General features: G+C 68.9%; 20 protein-coding genes. 10 read left to right on the top strand and 10 right to left on the bottom strand.

Going from position 1 to position 17816, the window contains the following annotated elements; genetic code table 11:
- The 9 genes from sufB to VGD44_RS15115 form a co-directional block, all read left to right on the top strand.
- Window positions 1–817: Fe-S cluster assembly protein SufB (gene sufB, locus VGD44_RS15155; RefSeq protein WP_331088527.1), on the top strand; the 817-nt coding region annotated here is incomplete at its 5' end.
- Window positions 814–1125, top strand: coding sequence for a hypothetical protein (locus VGD44_RS15150; RefSeq protein WP_331088525.1), 312 nt, complete (start codon window positions 814–816; stop codon window positions 1123–1125). The genes sufB and VGD44_RS15150, both read left to right, overlap by 4 nt.
- A 2-nt stretch (window positions 1126–1127) precedes the next feature.
- A complete protein-coding gene (locus tag VGD44_RS15145) occupies window positions 1128–1526 on the top strand; it encodes a hypothetical protein (protein ID WP_331088523.1) in 399 nt (132 codons plus the stop codon).
- Between the two features lies 1 nt (window position 1527).
- Window positions 1528–2277, top strand: a complete 750-nt coding sequence (gene sufC, locus VGD44_RS15140) for a Fe-S cluster assembly ATPase SufC (protein ID WP_331088520.1) — start codon at window positions 1528–1530, stop codon at window positions 2275–2277.
- On the top strand, window positions 2274–3308 hold the full coding sequence (gene sufD / locus VGD44_RS15135) for a Fe-S cluster assembly protein SufD (RefSeq protein WP_331088518.1): 1035 nt from the start codon (window positions 2274–2276) through the stop codon (window positions 3306–3308). Before sufC ends, sufD begins: the two co-directional genes overlap by 4 nt.
- A gap of 2 nt (window positions 3309–3310) precedes the next feature.
- Window positions 3311–4525, top strand: coding sequence for a cysteine desulfurase (locus VGD44_RS15130; protein WP_331088515.1), 1215 nt, complete (start codon window positions 3311–3313; stop codon window positions 4523–4525).
- A gap of 13 nt (window positions 4526–4538) precedes the next feature.
- Window positions 4539–4901, top strand: a complete 363-nt coding sequence (locus tag VGD44_RS15125) for an SUF system Fe-S cluster assembly protein (protein WP_331088513.1) — start codon at window positions 4539–4541, stop codon at window positions 4899–4901.
- The gene (locus VGD44_RS15120; RefSeq protein ID WP_331088511.1) at window positions 4901–5296 is read left to right on the top strand and encodes an iron-sulfur cluster assembly accessory protein; all 396 of its coding nucleotides are present in this window, start codon (window positions 4901–4903) and stop codon (window positions 5294–5296) included. Before VGD44_RS15125 ends, VGD44_RS15120 begins: the two co-directional genes overlap by 1 nt.
- Window positions 5297–5340: 44 nt before the next feature.
- Window positions 5341–5619, top strand: a complete 279-nt coding sequence (locus VGD44_RS15115) for a 2TM domain-containing protein (protein ID WP_331088509.1) — start codon at window positions 5341–5343, stop codon at window positions 5617–5619.
- On the opposite strand, the gene VGD44_RS15110 is transcribed toward VGD44_RS15115, so the two are convergent.
- From VGD44_RS15110 to parE, 7 genes are all read right to left on the bottom strand, one after another.
- Window positions 5616–6287, bottom strand: coding sequence for a glutathione S-transferase (locus VGD44_RS15110; RefSeq protein WP_331088507.1), 672 nt, complete (start codon window positions 6285–6287; stop codon window positions 5616–5618). The two genes, VGD44_RS15115 and VGD44_RS15110, sit on opposite strands and share 4 nt — an antisense overlap.
- A 63-nt stretch (window positions 6288–6350) precedes the next feature.
- Window positions 6351–7154: an enoyl-CoA hydratase/isomerase gene (locus tag VGD44_RS15105; protein WP_331088505.1), complete on the bottom strand. Its 804-nt coding sequence runs from the start codon at window positions 7152–7154 to the stop codon at window positions 6351–6353.
- A gap of 71 nt (window positions 7155–7225) precedes the next feature.
- On the bottom strand, window positions 7226–8287 hold the full coding sequence (locus tag VGD44_RS15100) for a GGDEF domain-containing protein (protein ID WP_331088502.1): 1062 nt from the start codon (window positions 8285–8287) through the stop codon (window positions 7226–7228).
- A gap of 48 nt (window positions 8288–8335) precedes the next feature.
- Window positions 8336–9940, bottom strand: coding sequence for a DEAD/DEAH box helicase (locus tag VGD44_RS15095; protein ID WP_331088500.1), 1605 nt, complete (start codon window positions 9938–9940; stop codon window positions 8336–8338).
- Window positions 9941–10095: 155 nt separating this feature from the next.
- Window positions 10096–10230 (bottom strand): hypothetical protein, encoded by a 135-nt coding sequence (locus tag VGD44_RS15090; protein WP_331088498.1) that lies wholly within the window; start codon window positions 10228–10230, stop codon window positions 10096–10098.
- 47 nt (window positions 10231–10277) lie between these two features.
- A complete protein-coding gene (locus VGD44_RS15085; protein ID WP_331088496.1) occupies window positions 10278–10742 on the bottom strand; it encodes a hypothetical protein in 465 nt (154 codons plus the stop codon).
- Between the two features lie 56 nt (window positions 10743–10798).
- The gene (parE, locus tag VGD44_RS15080; protein WP_331088494.1) at window positions 10799–12853 is read right to left on the bottom strand and encodes a DNA topoisomerase IV subunit B; all 2055 of its coding nucleotides are present in this window, start codon (window positions 12851–12853) and stop codon (window positions 10799–10801) included.
- A gap of 89 nt (window positions 12854–12942) precedes the next feature.
- On the opposite strand from parE, the gene VGD44_RS15075 reads away from it, so the two are divergent.
- Complete coding sequence (locus VGD44_RS15075) at window positions 12943–13851, top strand: alpha/beta hydrolase (protein ID WP_331088492.1); 909 nt, start codon at window positions 12943–12945, stop codon at window positions 13849–13851.
- On the opposite strand, the gene VGD44_RS15070 is transcribed toward VGD44_RS15075, so the two are convergent.
- The 3 genes from VGD44_RS15070 to VGD44_RS15060 form a co-directional block, all read right to left on the bottom strand.
- On the bottom strand, window positions 13852–15783 hold the full coding sequence (locus VGD44_RS15070) for a M61 family metallopeptidase (RefSeq protein ID WP_414694667.1): 1932 nt from the start codon (window positions 15781–15783) through the stop codon (window positions 13852–13854).
- A gap of 156 nt (window positions 15784–15939) precedes the next feature.
- Entirely contained in the window at window positions 15940–17349 is a 1410-nt protein-coding gene (gene glnA, locus VGD44_RS15065; RefSeq protein ID WP_331088488.1) for a type I glutamate--ammonia ligase, read from the bottom strand.
- A 37-nt stretch (window positions 17350–17386) separates the two neighbouring features.
- Entirely contained in the window at window positions 17387–17725 is a 339-nt protein-coding gene (locus VGD44_RS15060) for a P-II family nitrogen regulator (RefSeq protein WP_331088486.1), read from the bottom strand.
- Window positions 17726–17816: the final 91 nt, after the last annotated feature.

The raw sequence follows: 17816 nt of genomic DNA, 5'->3' as shown, positions 1-17816 counted from the left end.
GATCAACGCCGAGAATTCCGGCCAGTTCGAGCGCACCCTGATCATCGCCGACAAGGGCGCCTACGTGAGCTACCTCGAAGGCTGTACGGCCCCGATGCGCGACGAGAACCAGCTGCACGCCGCCGTGGTCGAGCTGGTCGCCCTCGAGGACGCCGAGATCAAGTACTCGACCGTCCAGAACTGGTACCCGGGCGACCCGGAAACCGGGAAGGGCGGCATCTACAACTTCGTCACCAAGCGCGCCGACTGCCGCGGCGACCGCTCGAAGGTGAGCTGGACCCAGGTCGAGACCGGGTCGTCGATCACCTGGAAGTACCCGTCCTGCATCCTGCGCGGGAACGACAGCTCGGGCGAGTTCTACTCGATCGCCATCACGAACGGCCGCCAACAGGCCGACACCGGCACCAAGATGATCCACCTGGGGACCAACACCCGCTCGCGAATCATCTCAAAGGGCATTTCGGCGGGGAAGAGCTCCAACACCTACCGCGGCCTGGTCTCGGCGCACCCGAAGGCCAAGGGCGCGCGCAACTTCACCCAGTGCGACAGCCTCCTGATCGGCAAGCACTGCGCCGCCCACACCGTGCCCTACATCGAGGCCCGCAACGGCCAGTCGGTGTTCGAGCACGAGGCCACAACCACACGTCTCTCCGAAGACCAGCTGTTCTATGCGATGCAGCGCGGCCTTAGCCAGGAGGAGGCGGTGCAGCTCCTGGTGAACGGGTTCGTGAAGGACGTGCTGCAGGAGCTGCCGATGGAATTCGCCGTCGAGGCGCAGAAGCTGGTCGCCATCAGCCTCGAAGGGAGTGTCGGATGAGCCGACCGACCTACGACGGCGAGCAGACGGCGGTGGACGCCGACGGGAATATGCTCCGCGAGTGGGACAGCGTGGTGCTGGTGCGCGCGCTCGCGGCCACCGCGCAGGGCAACTGCGAGGCGATGCCGAAGGAGATCCCGGCCGGCACGCGGGCCACGGCCATCACGTTCCTGGACCCTGCCAGGGGCCTCTTCGACCTCGAGTGCTACCTCGACGCGGCCGGCGACACCTACGCCTTCGCTCATGGCGCGGGCGCAGACGTCCGCGTGGTCGAGCGGATCGAGGATAAGAAGGCGGTGGAGATTTGAGCGTGCGGACGCGAAAGCCGAAAGCCCTCTCCTTGAAGGACGTGTTCGAGACCGAATACGCCCGCCGCGAGATGGAGCGCCGCGCCCGCGATGAGGCCGTGCGCAAGCAGCAGGAGCAGGACCTGGCCAACGCCCAGGCGCTGCATGCGGCTGTGAGCAGCGACGGCGACTTCCTGCACCAGCGGGGCCTGACGGCGGATCTGCGCCGCTACACGGTCTCGCTCGACCACGACCACTACCGCGTCGCCGCCTACTTCGAGGGCGGCAAGGCGTCGGTGACCCTTTCCGACAAGCGCATGTCGAGCCCCGGCTCGGCCGCGCCGCGCAAGCAAGAGACCGTCGAGACCGTCGAGGACGCGCTCAAGGTCATGGCCCAGTTCCTCGCCGACGAGACCCGATAGAATGCTGTCCGTTTCCAACCTGCACGCTGCCGTCGAGGAGAAGGAGATCCTGAAGGGGCTCTCGCTGGAGATCCCCGCGGGCGAGGTCCACGCGATCATGGGCCCGAACGGGGCCGGCAAGTCGACGCTGAGCTACGTATTGACCGGCCGCGAGGGCTACGAGGTCACGAATGGCTCGGTGACGCTGGACGGCGAGGACCTCCTGGCGCTGGAGCCGAACGAACGGGCCGCCCGGGGCGTTTTCCTGTCGTTCCAGTATCCACTGGAGATTCCGGGCGTGCCCGCGCTGACCTTCATCCGCACGGCGCTGAACGCCCAGCGCAAGGCGCGGGGCGAGTCGGAGATCACCGCGCCCGAGTTTCTGAAGCTCGCCCGGGCCAAGGCGGCGGAGCTGAAGATCGACTTCGACATGCTGAAGCGCGCGCTCAACGTCGGCTTCTCTGGCGGTGAGAAGAAGCGGATGGAAATCCTTCAAATGGCGATGCTTTCGCCGCGCTTCCTGATCCTGGACGAGACCGATTCCGGCCTGGACATCGACGCGCTGCGGATCGTGGCCGACGGCGTCAACGCGCTGCGCTCGCCCGACCGCGCCATGCTGGTGATCACCCACTACCAGCGCCTGCTCGACTACATCACGCCTGACCGCGTGCACGTGCTGTCGGCCGGCCGGATCGTCGCCTCGGGCGGTCCCGAACTGGCCCACGAACTGGAGCGCGAGGGCTACGACAAGTACGCGAGGGCCGCCGCTTGAACGTCGCCGCCGCCATACGCGCCCGCGATCCCGCGGAACTGCCCGGCAAGCGCGACGAGGACTGGCGCTGGACCGACCTGCGCGGCCTGATCCGGCAGGTTCCGGAGCCGTCGGCGCAGGTCGATGCCGCTGCGGTGGGCGCCGGACCGTTCGACGCGCTGGCCGAAGACTCGATCGTCGTCGCCAACGGCCAGGGTGCGGCCCACATCGGCGTCGAGCCTGGTGAGACGAAGGTCGTGGCCCTGCGCGTCGTGTCCCGAGGCGACGGCGCCCATGCGGCCCGCGTCTCCGTGGACGTCGAAGCGGCCGGCCGGCTTGTGTTGCTGGAAACCTACGAAGGCGACGCCGGCAGCTACCTCAGCCAGACGGGCCTGCTGTTCAGCCTCGGTAAGGACGCCGCCGTCGAGCGGATCGTGCTGGCGTCCGACGGCGCCGAGGGCGTGACGGTCAGCCAGGCGCAGGTGGAGCTGGCGCCGGGCGCGGCGTTCGCCCAGACCGTGCTGACCGGAGGGGCGCGACGGCAGCGGATCGAGACGCTCGTCCGCCATCCGGGCGGCCACGCCAGCCTGCGCCTCGACGGCGTCTACCTGCTGGCCGAGAAGCGCCACGCCGACCAGACCACCGTGGTCACCCACGAGGGACTCCATGGCGTGACCGAGCAGCTCACCAAAGGCGTCGTGCGCGACCAGGCCCGCGGCGTGTTCCAGGGCCGCATCGTCGTGACGGAGGGCGCCGACCACACCGACGCGCGCATGGGCCACCACGCCCTGATCCTGTCGGACCGCGCCGAGGTGGACGCCAAGCCCGAACTGGAGATCTACGCCGACGACGTCGCCTGCGCCCATGGCAACACGGTGGGCGCGCTGGACGAGGACGCGCTGTTCTACGCCCGCCAACGCGGCATTCCCGAGCCCGAGGCGCGCGCCATGCTGACCGAGGCCTTCATCGGCGAGGTCGTGGACCGCATCGAGCACGAGCCGGCGCGCGAGATCGCCCGCGCATGGGCCGCCGAGCGGCTGAGAGGAGGCTAGCCATGGCCTTCGACGCCGAAGCCGTCCGCGCCGAGTTCCCGATCCTGCTGCGGCACGTCCACGGCAAGCCGCTGGTCTATCTGGACAGCGCCGCCTCGGCGCAGAAGCCGCGCGCGGTGATCGAGGCCATGACGCAGGCGATGGAGCACTCCTACGCCAACGTCCACCGCGGCCTGCACACGCTCGCCAACGAGACGACCGACGCCTACGAGGCGGCGCGGCAGAAGGTGGCGGCGTTCATCAACGCCGAGCCGGGCGAGATCGTCTTCACCAAGGGCGGCACCGAGGCCGTGAACCTGGTCGCCCACGGGATCGGGACGTTCCTGCAGCCCGGCGACGAGATAATCGTCTCGCAGATGGAGCACCACGCCAACATCGTGCCCTGGCACTTCCTGCGCGAGAGGCAGGGCGTCGTGCTGAAGTGGGTTCCGGTCACCGACGACGGGCGGCTGGACCTCGAGGCCTACCAGAACCTGCTGGGCCCGAAGACCAAGATGGTGGCGCTCAGCCACATGTCGAACGTGCTGGGCACGATCAACGACGCCAAGGCGCTGGCGCGGATGGCGCACGAGGCGGGCGCGCTCGTGCTGTTCGACGGCTGCCAGGCCATCGTGCACAAGCCGGTCGACGTGAAAGACCTGGACGCCGACTTCTACGTCTTCTCGGGCCACAAGCTGTACGGCCCCACCGGCATCGGCGTGCTCTACGGCAAGGCCGGCGAGCTGGCTGCGCTGCCGCCGTACCAGGGCGGGGGCGAGATGATCGGGTACGTCACCGAGGACGAGGTCACCTACGCCGACCCGCCGCACCGCTTCGAGGCCGGCACGCCGCCGATCCTGGAGGCGATCGGCCTGGGCGCGGCGATCGACTGGGTCTCGGGGTTGGACCGGCTGGCCGTGGCCGAGCACGAGCACGCGCTCTACACCCATGTGCGCGAGCGGCTGGCCGGCGCCAACTGGCTGCGGGTGATCGGCGATGCGCCAGGGAAGGGCGCCATCCTGTCGTTCACCGTCGACGGCGCACATGCGCACGACGTGGCCCAGATCCTGGATCGCTACGGCGTGGCCGTGCGGGCCGGAACCCATTGCGCGGAGCCCTTGATGCGGCGTTTCGGCGTGACGTCGAGCGCCCGGGCCTCCTTCGCCCTATATAATACCCTCGAAGAGGCGGACGCGTTCGTGGACGCCTTGACGAAGACCCAGGCTTTCTTCGCTTAAACCTATGAGCCCCATGGACGACGCGACCGCCATAGAGCCGACCCAGACACCGCCGCTCAGCCAGGCGGAACTGGACGCGATCACCGACCAGCTCATCGAGAAGCTGAAGACGGTCTATGACCCGGAGATCCCGGTCGACATTTACGAGCTTGGCCTCATCTACAAGGTCGACGTCTCGGACGACAAGGACGTGGCGATCGACATGACCTTGACGGCGCCCGGCTGTCCGGTGGCCGGCGAGATGCCGGGCTGGGTCGAGGACGCGGTCCGGGAGATCCCGGGCGTGCGCAACGTGAAGGTCGACCTGGTCTTCGACCCGCCGTGGGACCCCTCGCGCATGAGCGACGAGGCCAAGCTAGCGTTGAACATGTTCTGATGGCGAACCTCGACATCACCCCCACGCCCCGCGCCCGCCGCCCCCGGCCCAAGGTCGTCACGCTCAGCGACGCCGCGGCCGCGCGTGTGCAGGAGATCATGGCCAAGGCCGAGAAGCCCTACATCGGCCTGCGCGTCGGCGTGAAGAACGGCGGCTGCGCCGGCCAGGAGTACCTCCTGGAGTACGCCGAAGCGGCGAATCCCCTCGACGAGGTCGTCGAGGACAAGGGCGTGACCATCCTGGTCGATCCCAAGGCGGTGCTGTTCCTGATCGGAACCGAGATCGACTACGAGGTGAACAAGCTCTCGGCGAAGTTCGTCTTCCGCAACCCCAACGAGACCGACGCCTGCGGCTGCGGCGAGTCCGTAACCATTACACCAGCGAAACTCGACTGACGGACCGAACGGGGTATCCTGTGGCCAGCAACTCGGGACCGGACATGACCGACGACGTCGAACTTCGCCGACTGGCCATCCGCCGCGCGGACATGAAGCTGGCGTTCCGCAGCCACCTGATGGCGTACGTCATCGTCAACGCCGGCCTGGTTATGATCAACCTGCTGACGTCGGACGACTACTTCTGGTTCATCTGGCCGATGCTGGGCTGGGGCATCGGCCTCGCCGCCCACGGCGTCACCGTCTACATGGACGGCGAGGGCATGCGCGACCGCCTGATCGAGCAGGAGTTGGAGAAGCTCCGCCGCAACCACAAGAGCTAGTCGCCCGCGTAGGCGTAAGGGCCGCCGCGCTCCAGCGCGCGCCGGTAGGCGGGCCGCTGATGGATTCGCTTCAGGAACGCCGCCAGCTTGGGCCGGCCCACGCGCGCCGCGCCGCGATCGGCCGCCGCCTCCAGCGGGAAGCTCATCATGACGTCGGCGGCGCTGAACTCCGGCCCGGCGAACCACTCGGCCTTCTCCAGCTCGCCCTCCCAGTAGTCGAAGTGCAGCTGCAGCTGGGGGTCGACGAAGCCGGACTGCGCCCGTTTGGCGATCGCGTTGACGATTGGCCGCATCAACGCGGGCGCCCGCGCGGGCAGCGTTCCGAACACCAGCTTCAGCAGCAGCGGCGGCATGGCCGAGCCCTCGGCGTAGTGCAGCCAGTAGCGCATGCGGCGATGCGCAGACGTGCCCGCGGGCGGGGCGAGGCGGCCCTGGCCGTGACGTTCCAGGATGTACTCGACGACCGCGCCGGTCTCGGCGATGGCCTCGCCGTCCTCGGTGATCACCGGCGACTTGCCAAGCGGATGGATGGCGCGAAGCGCCGCCGGCGCCAGCATCGTCTGCGGGTCGCGGTCGTAGCGGATCAGCTCGTAGGGGACCGCGAGCTCCTCCAGCAGCCAGAGGACGCGCTGGGAGCGGGAGTTCTCGAGATGGTGGACGGTGAGCACGAAAGGACCCTCGCAGGCGGAACTGTGAGGGTCCTTACACTGTAAGCTTGAGAGTCGTAACGGCTAGCGGCCCTTGAACTCCGCCGGGCGCTTCTGGACGAAGGCCATGATGCCTTCGCGGGCATCCTCGGTGCGGCCGGCGTCGCCTTGCGCGTAGGCCTCGGCCTCGACCTGGTCGTGCCAATGCGCGTCCAACGACTGCCAGACGAGGTTGCGGGTGAGGCCCAGCGACTTCGGGCCGGTGGCCAGCGCCCTGGCGAGCTCGGTCGCCTTGGCCAGCACCTCGGCGTCGGGCACGCAGCGGTTGATGAGGCCCCATTGCTCGGCGGTCGCGGCCGGCAGCTTCTCGCCCAGCAGCATCAGCTCCATGGCGCGGGCCTTGCCGACCAGGCGCGGCAGCAGCCAGGTCGCGCCGCCGTCCGGCACCAGGCCGATGCGGCGGAACGCCAGCAGGAAGTAGCTGCTCTCGGCGGCCACCACGAGGTCGCAGGCCAGCGCCAGCGACACGCCGACGCCGGCGGCGACGCCGTTGACCGCCGCCACCAGCGGCTTCGGCGACTTGCGGATGCGGCTGACGAAGGGGTTGTAGACGTTGAGCAGCGCCTGGTTCGGGCCGTCGCCCGAGTCGGTGGCGCGCCCGGCGGAGCCGCCCGACAGGTTCGCGCCCGAGCAGAAGCCGCGGCCTTCGCCGGTGAGCACGATGGCGCGCACCTCGGAGTTGGCGATTGCAGCGCTGACGGCGGCGTCCAGGTCGGCCATCAGCTCCAGGCCGGCGGCGTTCAGGGTGCCCGGGTCGTTGAGCGTGATCGTGGCGACGCCGTCCGCGATGGACGTCTTCACCTTGGCGGGGGTCTGCGCGCCGTCCATGGCGTCCTCCTAGGTCAGTTCTTCGGAGGAGAATGAAGTCCAGATACCCCGGCGGAAGCCAAGGGAAAGGATCAGGCGGCGCGGACCTCGGCCTCGGGGCCGGCGATCGAGGTGCGGTTGCGGCCGCCGTGCTTGGAGGCGTAGAGCGCCCCGTCGGCTCGTTCGATCAGACCCACCGGCGGCTCGTCCTTCTGCAGGTCGGCGATGCCGGTGGAGATGGTGATGGCGCCCAGGTCCTCGTTGGTGGAGCGGCGCTTCAGGATGCGGGACGAGACCTCCTCGCGGGCGGCCTCCAGCACGGCCAGCGCTGATTCGCTGCTCTCGCCGGGGAAGATCACGGCGAACTCCTCGCCGCCGTAGCGGGCGGCGAAGCGGCTGGTGTGGGCGGCGCGGCCGATCACGCTGGCCACGAACCGGATCACCTGGTCGCCGGTCTGGTGGCCCCAGGTGTCGTTGAATTTCTTGAAGTGGTCGATGTCGACGATGGCCAGCGCCAGGGGCTCGCCGGTGGCCTGGGCCTCGGCGCAGGTGGCGGCCAGCGCCTCGTCGAAGGCCTTGCGGTTGGCGAGGCTGGTCAGCGCATCGGTCATCGCCTCGCGGCGCACCTGCTCCAGATGCTCCTTCAGACGGCCCAGCTCGTCGTTGGTCTCGGCCAGCTGGGTCTCGAGGGTCTTGTTCTCGTCGCGCACCTTGGCCGTGGCGACGCTCAGGGTCTCGACCATGGCCCGGACGGCCTCGGCGTTCTCGTCGTGCTCCAGCGACTTCGACGCGCTGGCCAGTTGCTGGCCGTAGGCCTCGCTGCTCTCGCGGGCGGACTCCAACGCCCGGCTGACGCTTTCCAGTTCTTCGGTCAGGCTCTTGCCGGCGTCGAGGATCTCTCCCGACAGCTTGGCGCTGGGCAGGTGCTTCTCGGCGATCGTCGCGGCCACCTGCTCGGTGAAGTGCTGGCCGGACGACAGCACCGTATTGATCTCGCTCGCCACGTCGCCGTCCTTGGCCGCGACGTAGTGCATCCACAACTCAAAGTTGAGAGCTGTCGGCCACACACGGTTGGCTTCCATGGCCTCGATGGCCTTGCGTGACCACTCGTAGGCCTTGGGGCTGCGCAGGAGGGAATCGAGATCATTCGACATGGCCCCAAACCTAAGGGCCGACCCCAAACGACGCGTTAAAGGCCCAGATTAATCATCCGTTGAGCGGGGCGGTGGCGCGCGCATCAGGAAGGCGGGCGTGTCGTCGCCGAAGCCGACCACCCGGTCGTCATCCTCGCGGTCGCGGCGACGGCCGCCCCGTTCGTCGCGGCCACCCCGTTCGTCGCGAACAGGGCGCTCCTCACGGGCGGGGCGGTCGCCGCGGGAGGCCGGGCGGGCTTCACGTTCAGGGCGCGCCTCACGCTCCGGCCGGGCTTCACGCTCAGGACGCGCTTCCCGTTCGGGCCGCGCGCGCTCGCGGCGGCCGCGCGCGGGGCGGGCCTCCTCGGCGGCTGCAGGCGCCGGCGCCTCGGCCTGAACCTCAGGGGCGGCCTCCTCGCGGGGCGCACGCTCACGGCCGCCGCGTTCGCGGGGGCCGCGGCTGCGGTCACGGTCGCGGCCACCGCCGCGCTCGCGTCCGCCGCTGCGGCCGGCGCGGGGCTCGTCCTTGATGCTGCTCCAGTCGATCCCCTCGAGGGTGATCTCCTCCGGCGTCTTGCCGATCAGCTTCAGCACCTTGTCGAGGTTGCGGCTGTCGGCGGGGGTGACGATCATGAACGCCTGGCCCGAGCGGCCGGCGCGGCCGGTGCGGCCGATCCGGTGCACGTAGTCGTCGGCGTGGTGCGGCACGTCGTAGTTGAACACGTGGCTCACGTCCGGGATGTCGAGGCCGCGGGCGGCCACGTCCGAGGCGCAGAGCAGCCGCAGCGAACCGTTGCGGAAGCTCTCCAGGGTGCGCGTCCGCGTGGACTGGTCGAGGTCCCCGTGGATCGGCGCCGCGTCCAGGCCGTGCTTTTTCAGCGACTTGGCGACGACATCGACCTCGGACTTGCGGTTGCAGAAGACGATGCCGTTCTTCACGTCGGCCCGACCGATCAACTCGCGCAGCGCGGTGCGCTTGGCCTTGGGTTCGGTGGTGGGAATGCGGACGAGGTTCTGGGTGATCGTCTCGGCCGTCGTGGCGGGACGCGCCGCCTCGATCCGCTCGGGATCCCTGAGGAACTGCTTCGTGATCCGCGTGATCTCGGGCGGCATGGTGGCCGAGAAGAACAGCGTCTGCTTCTTCGCCGGCGTCAGCTTGAAGATCCGCTCCAGGTCAGGGATGAAGCCCATATCGAGCATGCGGTCGGCCTCGTCGACCACCATGATCTGCACGCCGGTCATCAGGAGCTTGCCGCGCTCGAAGTGGTCGAGCAGGCGGCCGGGGGTGGCGATCAGCACGTCCACGCCACGATCCAGCTTCTGTTCCTGGTCGCTGAAGGACACGCCGCCGATCAGCAGCGCCCAGGACAGCTTCTGGCCCTTGGAGTACTTCTCGAAGGAAAGCGATACTTGGTCGGCCAACTCGCGGGTCGGCGCGATCACCAGGGCCCGCGGCATCCGCGCCTTGGCCCGACCGGCCGCCAGGCGGTCGATCATCGGCAGGGTGAAGGCGGCGGTCTTGCCGGTGCCGGTCTGGGCGATCCCCAGCACGTCGCGGCCCTGCAGGGCGACGGGGATGGCCGCCGCCTGGATCGGCGTGGCCGTGGTGTAGCCCGTCTCGGCGACGGCGCTCAGGGTCGCGGGCGAGAGCCCCAGATCGGAAAATTCAGTCATTCGCTAACGGTGGGTGCGGGGCGCTTTCCGAAAATCGGGTAGGGCGCGACGCGGCGGCGCGGACGGAGATCGCCACGCGCGCGGAACATACGGCGGACGCTCGCGCTGTCAACGCACGCCGCTATCGCAAGGTTCATCAGCCGCAGCTGGCGCCTTCATCGTGGGCGGATCAGGTTGATCTGGATGAAGCCGCGGAACAGGTGCGGGCGGGTGGGTCCGGCCACCGCGCGAGCCTCGCGCCGCGCCCGCCACACCACAAAGCGGGCGGCCGTCCGCGCGCCGAAGGCCACGAGGCGTCCGGTGAGGGTTCGGCGCGCCGGAGACGGCCCAGCGAAGGTCAGCGCGTAGGGTTCTGCTGGGCCAGGGACTTTTTTCGCGCGGGCGCAGTCCGCTGGTCGGGGTCGGGCGCGCCGTAGTCGGGCGTCCACTCGGTCTCGTCGGCGTCGCGGCGCGCGAACGAACTGGGCTCGCCGCGAAGCGCTTCGGCGAAGGTCCGCGCCGCCTCGCCCAGCGCATAGGCCAGCGTCGAGCCCGCCTCGGCGGTGGCGTGGCCGGCGGCGTGGGCCGTGTCGGAGACCTCATGGCCGGCCTTTCGCGCCATCTTGCGCACCTTGGGATCCTTCTTGGCCTTGAGCCCCGCGGCCACGGCTCCGGCGCCCAGGATCGCCTGGGCGATCACGGCCTGCCCGGTCTTGGAGGCGAGCAGTTCCCCGAACCGGCCCTTGCGCACCTTCCTCGGCACCTTCACGCCTGCGATCCGCTTGGGGATCAGACCCTTGGACTTCTTGCGGCTCTTGGCCATCGCGCGCTCCTGTCTCGACGGACCGGAAACGCCTGCGGCCAAGCCGCCGTTCCGGCTCAGATGTCCAGGTCGCCGGCGGCGAACTCGGCATTTTCCTGGATGAACTGGAAGCGCGCCTCGGGCTTGCGGCCCATCAGCCGCTCCACCAGGTCCTCCACCTGCTCCTCGGCGCGGGGCAGGGTGACCCGCGCCAGGGTGCGGGTCTTCGGGTCCATGGTGGTTTCCTTGAGCTGGGCGGGCATCATCTCGCCCAGGCCCTTGAACCGGCTGATCTCGGGCTTCTTGCCCTTGAAGTCGCTGGCCAGCAGCGCGTCGCGGTGCTCGTTGTCGCGGGCATAGACGGCCTTGCCGCCGTGGCTCAGGCGGTAGAGCGGCGGCAGCGCGAGGTAGAGCCGGCCCAGCCGGATCAGGTCGGGCATAGTGCGCCAGAAGAAGGTGATCAGCAGGCTCGCGATGTGGGCGCCGTCAACGTCGGCGTCCGTCATGATGACGATGCGGTCGTAGCGGAGGTCTTCCTCCTTGAACTTCGAGCCCGTCTGCGCGCCGAGGGCCAGCAACAGGTCGGAGAGCTCCTTGTTGCCGCCGAACTTGTCGGTGGAGGCCGAGGCGACGTTCAGGATCTTGCCGCGCAGGGGCAGGATCGCCTGGGTCTTGCGATCGCGCGCCTGCTTGGCCGAGCCGCCGGCGCTATCGCCCTCGACCAGGAACAGCTCGGTGCCCTCGGTGGACGAGCCGGCGCAATCGGCGAGCTTGCCGGGCAGGCGCAGCTTGCGGGTCGCCGACGCCCGGGCGACCTCCTTCTCCTTGCGCCGCTTCAGCCGCTCCTCGGCGCGTTCGACGACGAACTGCAGCAGCGCGCTGGCGGCCTTCGGCTGGGCGGTCAGCCAGTGGTCGAACGGGTCGGCCAGGGCTTTCTCGACCAGGCGCTGGGCCTCGGACGACGAGAGCTTCTCCTTGGTCTGGCCTTGGAACTCCGGGTCGCGGATGAACACGCTGACCAGGGCGCCCGCCTGGGCCACCACGTCGTCGGCGGTGATCAGGCCACCACGCTTCTCGCCCACCAGTTCGGCGTACTGCTTGAGGCCGCGGGTCATCGCCGCGCGCAGGCCGCTCTCGTGAGTGCCGCCCTCGGGCGTCGGCACCGTGTTGCAGTAGGACTGCAGGAAGCTGTCGGCCTCGCCGAAGCCGGCCGGCGTCCAGGCCACCGCCCACTCCACCTTGCCGGTCTCGCCGGGGCGCTCGTAGCGGCCGGTGAAGGGCTCGGGGGTGACGGTCTCCAGGTCCTTGATCCGCTCGGCCAGGAAGTCCGCGAGGCCGTTCGGGAAGCGGAACACCGCCTCGGGCGGCGTCTGGTCGTGAATCCGCGACGGATCGCATTTCCAGCGGATCTCGACGCCGCCGAACAGATAGGCCTTCGACCGCGCCATCCGGTAGAGCCGCGCCGGCCGGAAGCTCACGCCCTCGCCGAAAATCACCGGGTCCGGGGTGAAGCTGATCTGGGTGCCCTTCTTCCGGGTCGGGCCCATCTTCTCGATCGAGCCGATGGGCTTGCCGCGGGTGAAGGCCTGGCGCCATTCGAAGCCGTCCTTCCAGACCGTGACCTCGACCCGTTCGGAGAGCGCGTTCACCACCGAGACGCCGACGCCGTGCAGGCCGCCCGACGTCTCGTAGGCCTTGCCCGAGAATTTCCCGCCCGAGTGCAGCACGGTCATGATGACCTCGAGGGCCGACTTGCCGGGGTGCTTCGGGTGCGGGTCGACCGGGATGCCGCGGCCGTCGTCGGTCACATGCAGCGCGCCGTCGGCGTCGAGGGTGACCGTGATCACCTTGGCGTGGCCGGCCACCGCCTCGTCCATGGCGTTGTCCAGGACCTCGGCGAACAGGTGGTGCAGCGCCCGCTCGTCGGTGCCGCCGATGTACATGCCGGGGCGCTTGCGGACCGGCTCCAGCCCCTCGAGGACCTCGATGTCCTTGGCCGAGTAGCCGCCGCCCTTGGTGACGGCCGCGTCGGCCCGCGGCTCGTGGCTCTCGGCCAGCGGCGCAGCCGGAACAGGGTTCAGGGCATCGTCGCCGAAGAGGTCGGGAACTGGTTTGGCGGAGGAACTGGGCATCGGACTTCGAAGGTGGTGCGATTCTGAGGGGCTCGGTATGAACAGGGCGGGCTTTCAAGGCAATGCGGCGAGTCGCGGGGGCAAGCGGCGTGACCAGCTGGAAGGATCCGGAGATCGCGGGCGTTCGCGCCCTGTTGGCGGCCAGGCAACCAGACCCTGGCGCGCCGACGCCGTCCTATGCCGAGCGCCGGGCGTCGATGGACGCCATGGGCGAGATGGGCGCGCTCCCCACCGGCTGCTTCCATGAACCGCAGGCGATGGGCGGGGTGAAGTGCGAGCGGGTCGTGCCGCAGGGCGCCGTCGCCGGCCGCACCATCCTCTACCTGCACGGCGGTGGGTACACCGCGGGCAGCCCGCGCAGCCACCGGCCGATGGTGGCCCGTATCGCCGAGGCGGCGAAGGCGGTGGCGATCGTCGCGGACTACCGCCTGGGCCCCGAGAACCGCTTCCCGGCCGCCGTCGAGGACGCGGTGGCGGTCTATCGCGCGCTGCTCGAGTGGCGGATCGAACCCGGCCGGATCGTCGTGGCCGGTGACTCCGCCGGCGGCGGACTCGCCATGGCGCTGGCCTTGGCGCTGAAGGCGGAGGGCCTGCCGCAACCGGCCGGTTTTTTCGCGATCAGCCCGTGGGTCGACCTCACCCAGTCGGGCGCCAGCTACCGGACCAAGGCCGAGAGCGATCCGACGATCACCAAGGCCGGCCTCGACAGCGCCGCGCTCGCCTACCTGGGCGGCCTCGACGCCCGCGACCCGCTGGCCTCGCCGGTGCTGGGGGATTTCGAAGGCGTGGCGCCCGTGCTGATCCAGGCCGGCTCGGAGGAGGCGCTGCTGAGCGACAGCCTCACCCTCGCCGACGTGCTGGCCCACGCCCGCGTCGACGTCCGCCTCGAGGTCTGGCCCGAGATGATCCACGTCTTCCACGCCTGGGGCGGCGCGCTCCAGGCTGCGCGCCGCGCGATCCGGGTGGCCGGGGCGTGGATGGACGAGCGGCTGGCCTGACTACTTCGCCTTGTAGATCTCGCTCAGCAGGTCCGGCGTCCCGGGAACCCGCTCCAGGCGCGGATAGCGCAGACCGCCGCGGTAGGTGATGGACAGGGTCTGGAAGTGGTCGCCGTTCTTGACCAGGAGCTGGATCGGCCGGCCGTCCTTGGCCGCCGTGATCGCGGTCTTCAGCCGGTCGGCGTCGTAGACGATGCCGTCCACGGCCATGATCTTGCTGGAGACCGTCACGCCCGCGTTGAACGCCGGGCTGTCCCACAGGACCGTGACCACCTCGCCCTCGCGGTTAAGGACCACGCCCAGGGAGTAGGTGAGGTTGGTCTGCTTGTTCGCGGTCTCGATGGCCCGGAAGTAGTCGGTGGCCTTCTCGGTGTAGGCGAGCTTCCAGCCGCCGCGGGTGATGCCGTCCAGCGGCGGCTTCACGGCCACGTCCTTCACCCGGACCTTCAGGAACTGGGCCCAGTCGTAGGGTTCCACGTCGTTCAGCGCCTTCACCACGTCGTCGAAGGTGTAGGGGCGGGCGGTGAAGTCGCCGTCCTTGCCGCCGAAGAAGGCGCGCGCGAAGTCGTCCAGCGACCGCTTCCCGTTCGACCGCTCGCGGATCAGGGTGTCGGCGTCGAGCCAGATCAGCTGGCCCTCGGAGTAGTAGTCCTCGCTGCGCTGCCACGACAGCCAGGGCTGCGGACGGCGCGCCGAGATGATCGGGTCGGCCCCGGTGTCCTCCATCTGCCGCCAGCGGCGGCCGATACGCGTCTCGAAGGTGGCGGCTGTGGCGGCCAGCGCCTCCAGGCTCTCCTCCTTGGAGAACATGCCCGAGCGGCCGCCCAGCACGTAGCCCCAGTACTGGTCCTGGCCCTCGTAGACCCAGAGCAGCTGGCCGCGCATCGGGACGTTATAGTTCGGCGTCCACAGCTCGGCGGGCCGGCGGGACTTTCCGTCCCACGAGTGGGTGTACTCGTGCGGCAGCAGGTTGCGGTCGGCGACGGCCTTGTCGAAGTCGGTGAAGTAGCCTGGCTCGACCTGGTTCTCGCTGGAGCGGTGATGCTCCAGGCCGATGCCTCCCAGCCGGCTCGAGATGGCCAGCAGGAAGTCGTAGTGGTCGAACTGGCGCGAGCCGAACAGCCTGTCGGCCTGGCGGACCAGGTTCTTGTGCTTCTCGATGACCTTGGCGTCGACCACGAGCTCGTCGGCCGTGTCGGCCACCACGTTCAGGCGGACGGGATGTTTCGCGCCGGGATCGAGCTCGATGCGCTTGAAGTATCGGCCGGCGAACATCGGCGAATCCACCAGTGTCTCGAAGTCGACCGGCTTGAAGCGCGCCACGCCGCCGTCGTCGGCCACCGTGTCCAGCGCAACGCCGTAGCCCCATGCCGCCGGCAGCTTCACGCTGGGCTCGACCATGATCCGGCGACTGAAGTAGCCGGCGGGGTAGAGGGCCACGGCCTCCCACTGCAGGTTCAGCATCTCGGGCGTGGCCATGATCCGGCCCTGGTTCGTGGCCGTGGGCGTCAGGAACTGGAACTCGGCCACGATCTCGCGCACGCCGGCCGGCACGTCGATGTGGAAGGCGTAGACGTCGACGGTGTCGCGCACCCAGGGGATCACCTTGCCGTTCGCCGTGATCGTCAGCCCGGCCAGCTTGTCGGCCTGGCCGCGCGGGGCGTGCTTGCCGGGCAGCCACTGCGGATAGAGCAGGGTGATGCGGCCCGTCTGGGCGAGGGGGATCGTCTCCCTCACCCGCCAGATCCGTCGCTGGGTGTCGGTGGCGTCGACCTCCAGGCGGATCACGCCCGGATAGGCGACGTCCTGCGGCGCCGGCGTGGCCGGCGGCATCGGCGCCGGTTGCGGGCCGGGCGACGGCTGCGCGGCGAGCGGGGAGGCGGACGCGAGCAGGACTGCCGCGGCGAAGAACGCTGATTTCAAGGCGAGCACTCGATGACGCAATTTTCTTGCGTTTCTAGAGCCGGTTGCCGGCAAGGCTCAACTGCCGCCCGCAGCATCCCTGGGTTCGCCCGACGTGGGCCTGCGCGCCCAAACGAAAAGGGCCGCGGATGTCTCCGCGGCCCCATCCGTCTCAACTTCAGGCGACTAGCACTTGAAGTACATGTCGAATTCCACCGGGTGCGGATGGAGGGCGAGGCGCATGACCTCTTCCATCTTCAGCTCGATGTAGGCGTCGATGAAGTCGTCGTCGAAGACGCCGCCCTTCTTGAGGAAGCCCCGATCCTTGTCGAGGCTCTCGAGGGCCTCGCGCAGGCTGCCGCAGACTTCCGGCACCTTCTTCTGCTCGCGCGGCGGCAGGTCGTAGAGGTTCTTGTCCATGGCCGGGCCCGGATCGATCTTGTTCTCGATGCCGTCGAGGCCGGCCATCAGCAGGGCCGTGAAGGTCAGGTAGGGGTTGCCCATGGGGTCCGGGAAGCGGGCTTCGATCCGCTTGCCCTTGGGGCTGTCCACGTGCGGGATCCGGATCGAGGCGGAGCGGTTGCGGGCCGAGTAGGCCAGCTTCACGGGGGCTTCGTAGCCGGGCACCAGGCGCTTGTACGAGTTCGTCGTCGAGTTCGAGAAGGCGTTGATGGCCTTCGCGTGCTTGATGATGCCGCCGATGTACCAGAGGCAGGTGTCCGACAGGCCCGCGTACTTGTCGCCCGCGAACATCGGCTTGCCGGCCTTCCAGATCGACTGGTGCACGTGCATGCCCGAGCCGTTGTCGGCGAACATCGGCTTGGCCATGAAGGTGGCCGTCTTGCCATAGGCGTGGGCCACGTTGTGGATCACGTACTTATAGAGCTGCAGCCGGTCGGCCATGACGATCATGGTGTCGAACTTCAGGCCGAGCTCGTGCTGGGCGGGCGCCACCTCGTGGTGGTGCTTTTCCGGCTTCATGCCCAGCTCGCCCATGACGGCCAGCATCTCGCCGCGCAGGTCCTGGCCGCTGTCGACCGGGTTCACGGGGAAATAGCCGCCCTTCGGGCCGGGGCGATGCCCCATGTTGCCTTCCGGATAGGACTTGCCCGAGCTGATCGGCAGTTCGGTGGAGTCATAGGCGTAGAAGGTGTTGTGCGGGGCGGTGTCCCAGCGCACGTCGTCGAAGATGAAGAACTCGGCCTCGGGGCCGAAGAACACCGTGTCGCCGATACCCGACGCCTTGACGAAGTTCAGCGCCGCCTTGGCGATCGAGCGCGGGTCGCGCTCGTAGGGGGTGCCGGTGTCGGGGTTCACGACGTCGCAGAACAGCGCCAGCGTCGTCTGCTGGTAGAACGGGTCGATGATTGCGGAGTCCAGGTCGGGCCGCAGCTTCATGTCGGACTCGTTGATCGCCTTCCAGCCGGCGATCGAGGAACCGTCGAACATGGTCCCGTCGGTGAGGAAATCCTCGTCGACCAGGTCGATGTCGAACGTCACGTGCTGCATCTTCCCGCGCACGTCGGTGAAGCGCACGTCGACGTATTTGACGTCCTTTTCCTTGATCAGGTTCTGGATGTCTTTGGCTGAGGCCATGGCGAATATCCCCTTCTTGAACTCGTAGGTTTGTTGGTCAGATGGCGACGGTCCCGGTCTCGCCGGTGCGGATGCGCACGACGTCCAGGACCTCGGAAATGAAGATCTTGCCGTCGCCGATACGGCCCGTGCGGGCGGCGGTGGCGATGGCATCGATGGCGCGGTCGAGCTGGTCGTCGGCGATGACCACCTCGATCTTGATCTTGGGCAGGAAGTCCACGACGTACTCCGCGCCGCGGTAGAGCTCGGTCTGGCCCTTCTGGCGGCCGTAGCCCTTGGCCTCGATGACGGTCATGCCCTGGACGCCGAGTTCCTGCAGGGCCTCCTTCACCTCGTCCAGCTTGAACGGCTTGATGATGGCTTCGATCTTTTTCATGGACCCGATTTCAAGAACGAGCGGTGGGAAGACGCCCCGGCGATCGCCGGCGACCCAGCACACGCCGGCCGCACGCCACAAGCAGGCTTCG

The sequence above is a fragment of the Phenylobacterium sp. genome (assembly GCF_036402295.1).
GTDB lineage: Bacteria > Pseudomonadota > Alphaproteobacteria > Caulobacterales > Caulobacteraceae > Phenylobacterium.
The sequence above is the reverse complement of the archived record's forward strand: the minus strand, read 5'-3'. Positions and strand labels throughout refer to the sequence as shown.

Excerpts from the sequence above, each read along its gene's own strand:
- VGD44_RS15150 (WP_331088525.1), top strand. The coding sequence starts at position 814 with ATGAGCCGACCGACCTACGACGGCGAGCAGACGGCGGTGGACGCCGAC.
- VGD44_RS15085 (WP_331088496.1), bottom strand. The coding sequence starts at position 10,742 with ATGGCCAAGAGCCGCAAGAAGTCCAAGGGTCTGATCCCCAAGCGGATC.
- VGD44_RS15115 (WP_331088509.1), top strand. The coding sequence starts at position 5,341 with ATGACCGACGACGTCGAACTTCGCCGACTGGCCATCCGCCGCGCGGAC.
- VGD44_RS15120 (WP_331088511.1), top strand. The coding sequence starts at position 4,901 with ATGGCGAACCTCGACATCACCCCCACGCCCCGCGCCCGCCGCCCCCGG.
- VGD44_RS15095 (WP_331088500.1), bottom strand. The coding sequence starts at position 9,940 with ATGACTGAATTTTCCGATCTGGGGCTCTCGCCCGCGACCCTGAGCGCC.
- VGD44_RS15105 (WP_331088505.1), bottom strand. The coding sequence starts at position 7,154 with ATGGACGGCGCGCAGACCCCCGCCAAGGTGAAGACGTCCATCGCGGAC.
- parE (WP_331088494.1), bottom strand. The coding sequence starts at position 12,853 with ATGCCCAGTTCCTCCGCCAAACCAGTTCCCGACCTCTTCGGCGACGAT.
- sufC (WP_331088520.1), top strand. The coding sequence starts at position 1,528 with ATGCTGTCCGTTTCCAACCTGCACGCTGCCGTCGAGGAGAAGGAGATC.
- glnA (WP_331088488.1), bottom strand. The coding sequence starts at position 17,349 with ATGGCCTCAGCCAAAGACATCCAGAACCTGATCAAGGAAAAGGACGTC.
- VGD44_RS15060 (WP_331088486.1), bottom strand. The coding sequence starts at position 17,725 with ATGAAAAAGATCGAAGCCATCATCAAGCCGTTCAAGCTGGACGAGGTG.
- VGD44_RS15100 (WP_331088502.1), bottom strand. The coding sequence starts at position 8,287 with ATGTCGAATGATCTCGATTCCCTCCTGCGCAGCCCCAAGGCCTACGAG.
- VGD44_RS15130 (WP_331088515.1), top strand. The coding sequence starts at position 3,311 with ATGGCCTTCGACGCCGAAGCCGTCCGCGCCGAGTTCCCGATCCTGCTG.
- VGD44_RS15125 (WP_331088513.1), top strand. The coding sequence starts at position 4,539 with ATGGACGACGCGACCGCCATAGAGCCGACCCAGACACCGCCGCTCAGC.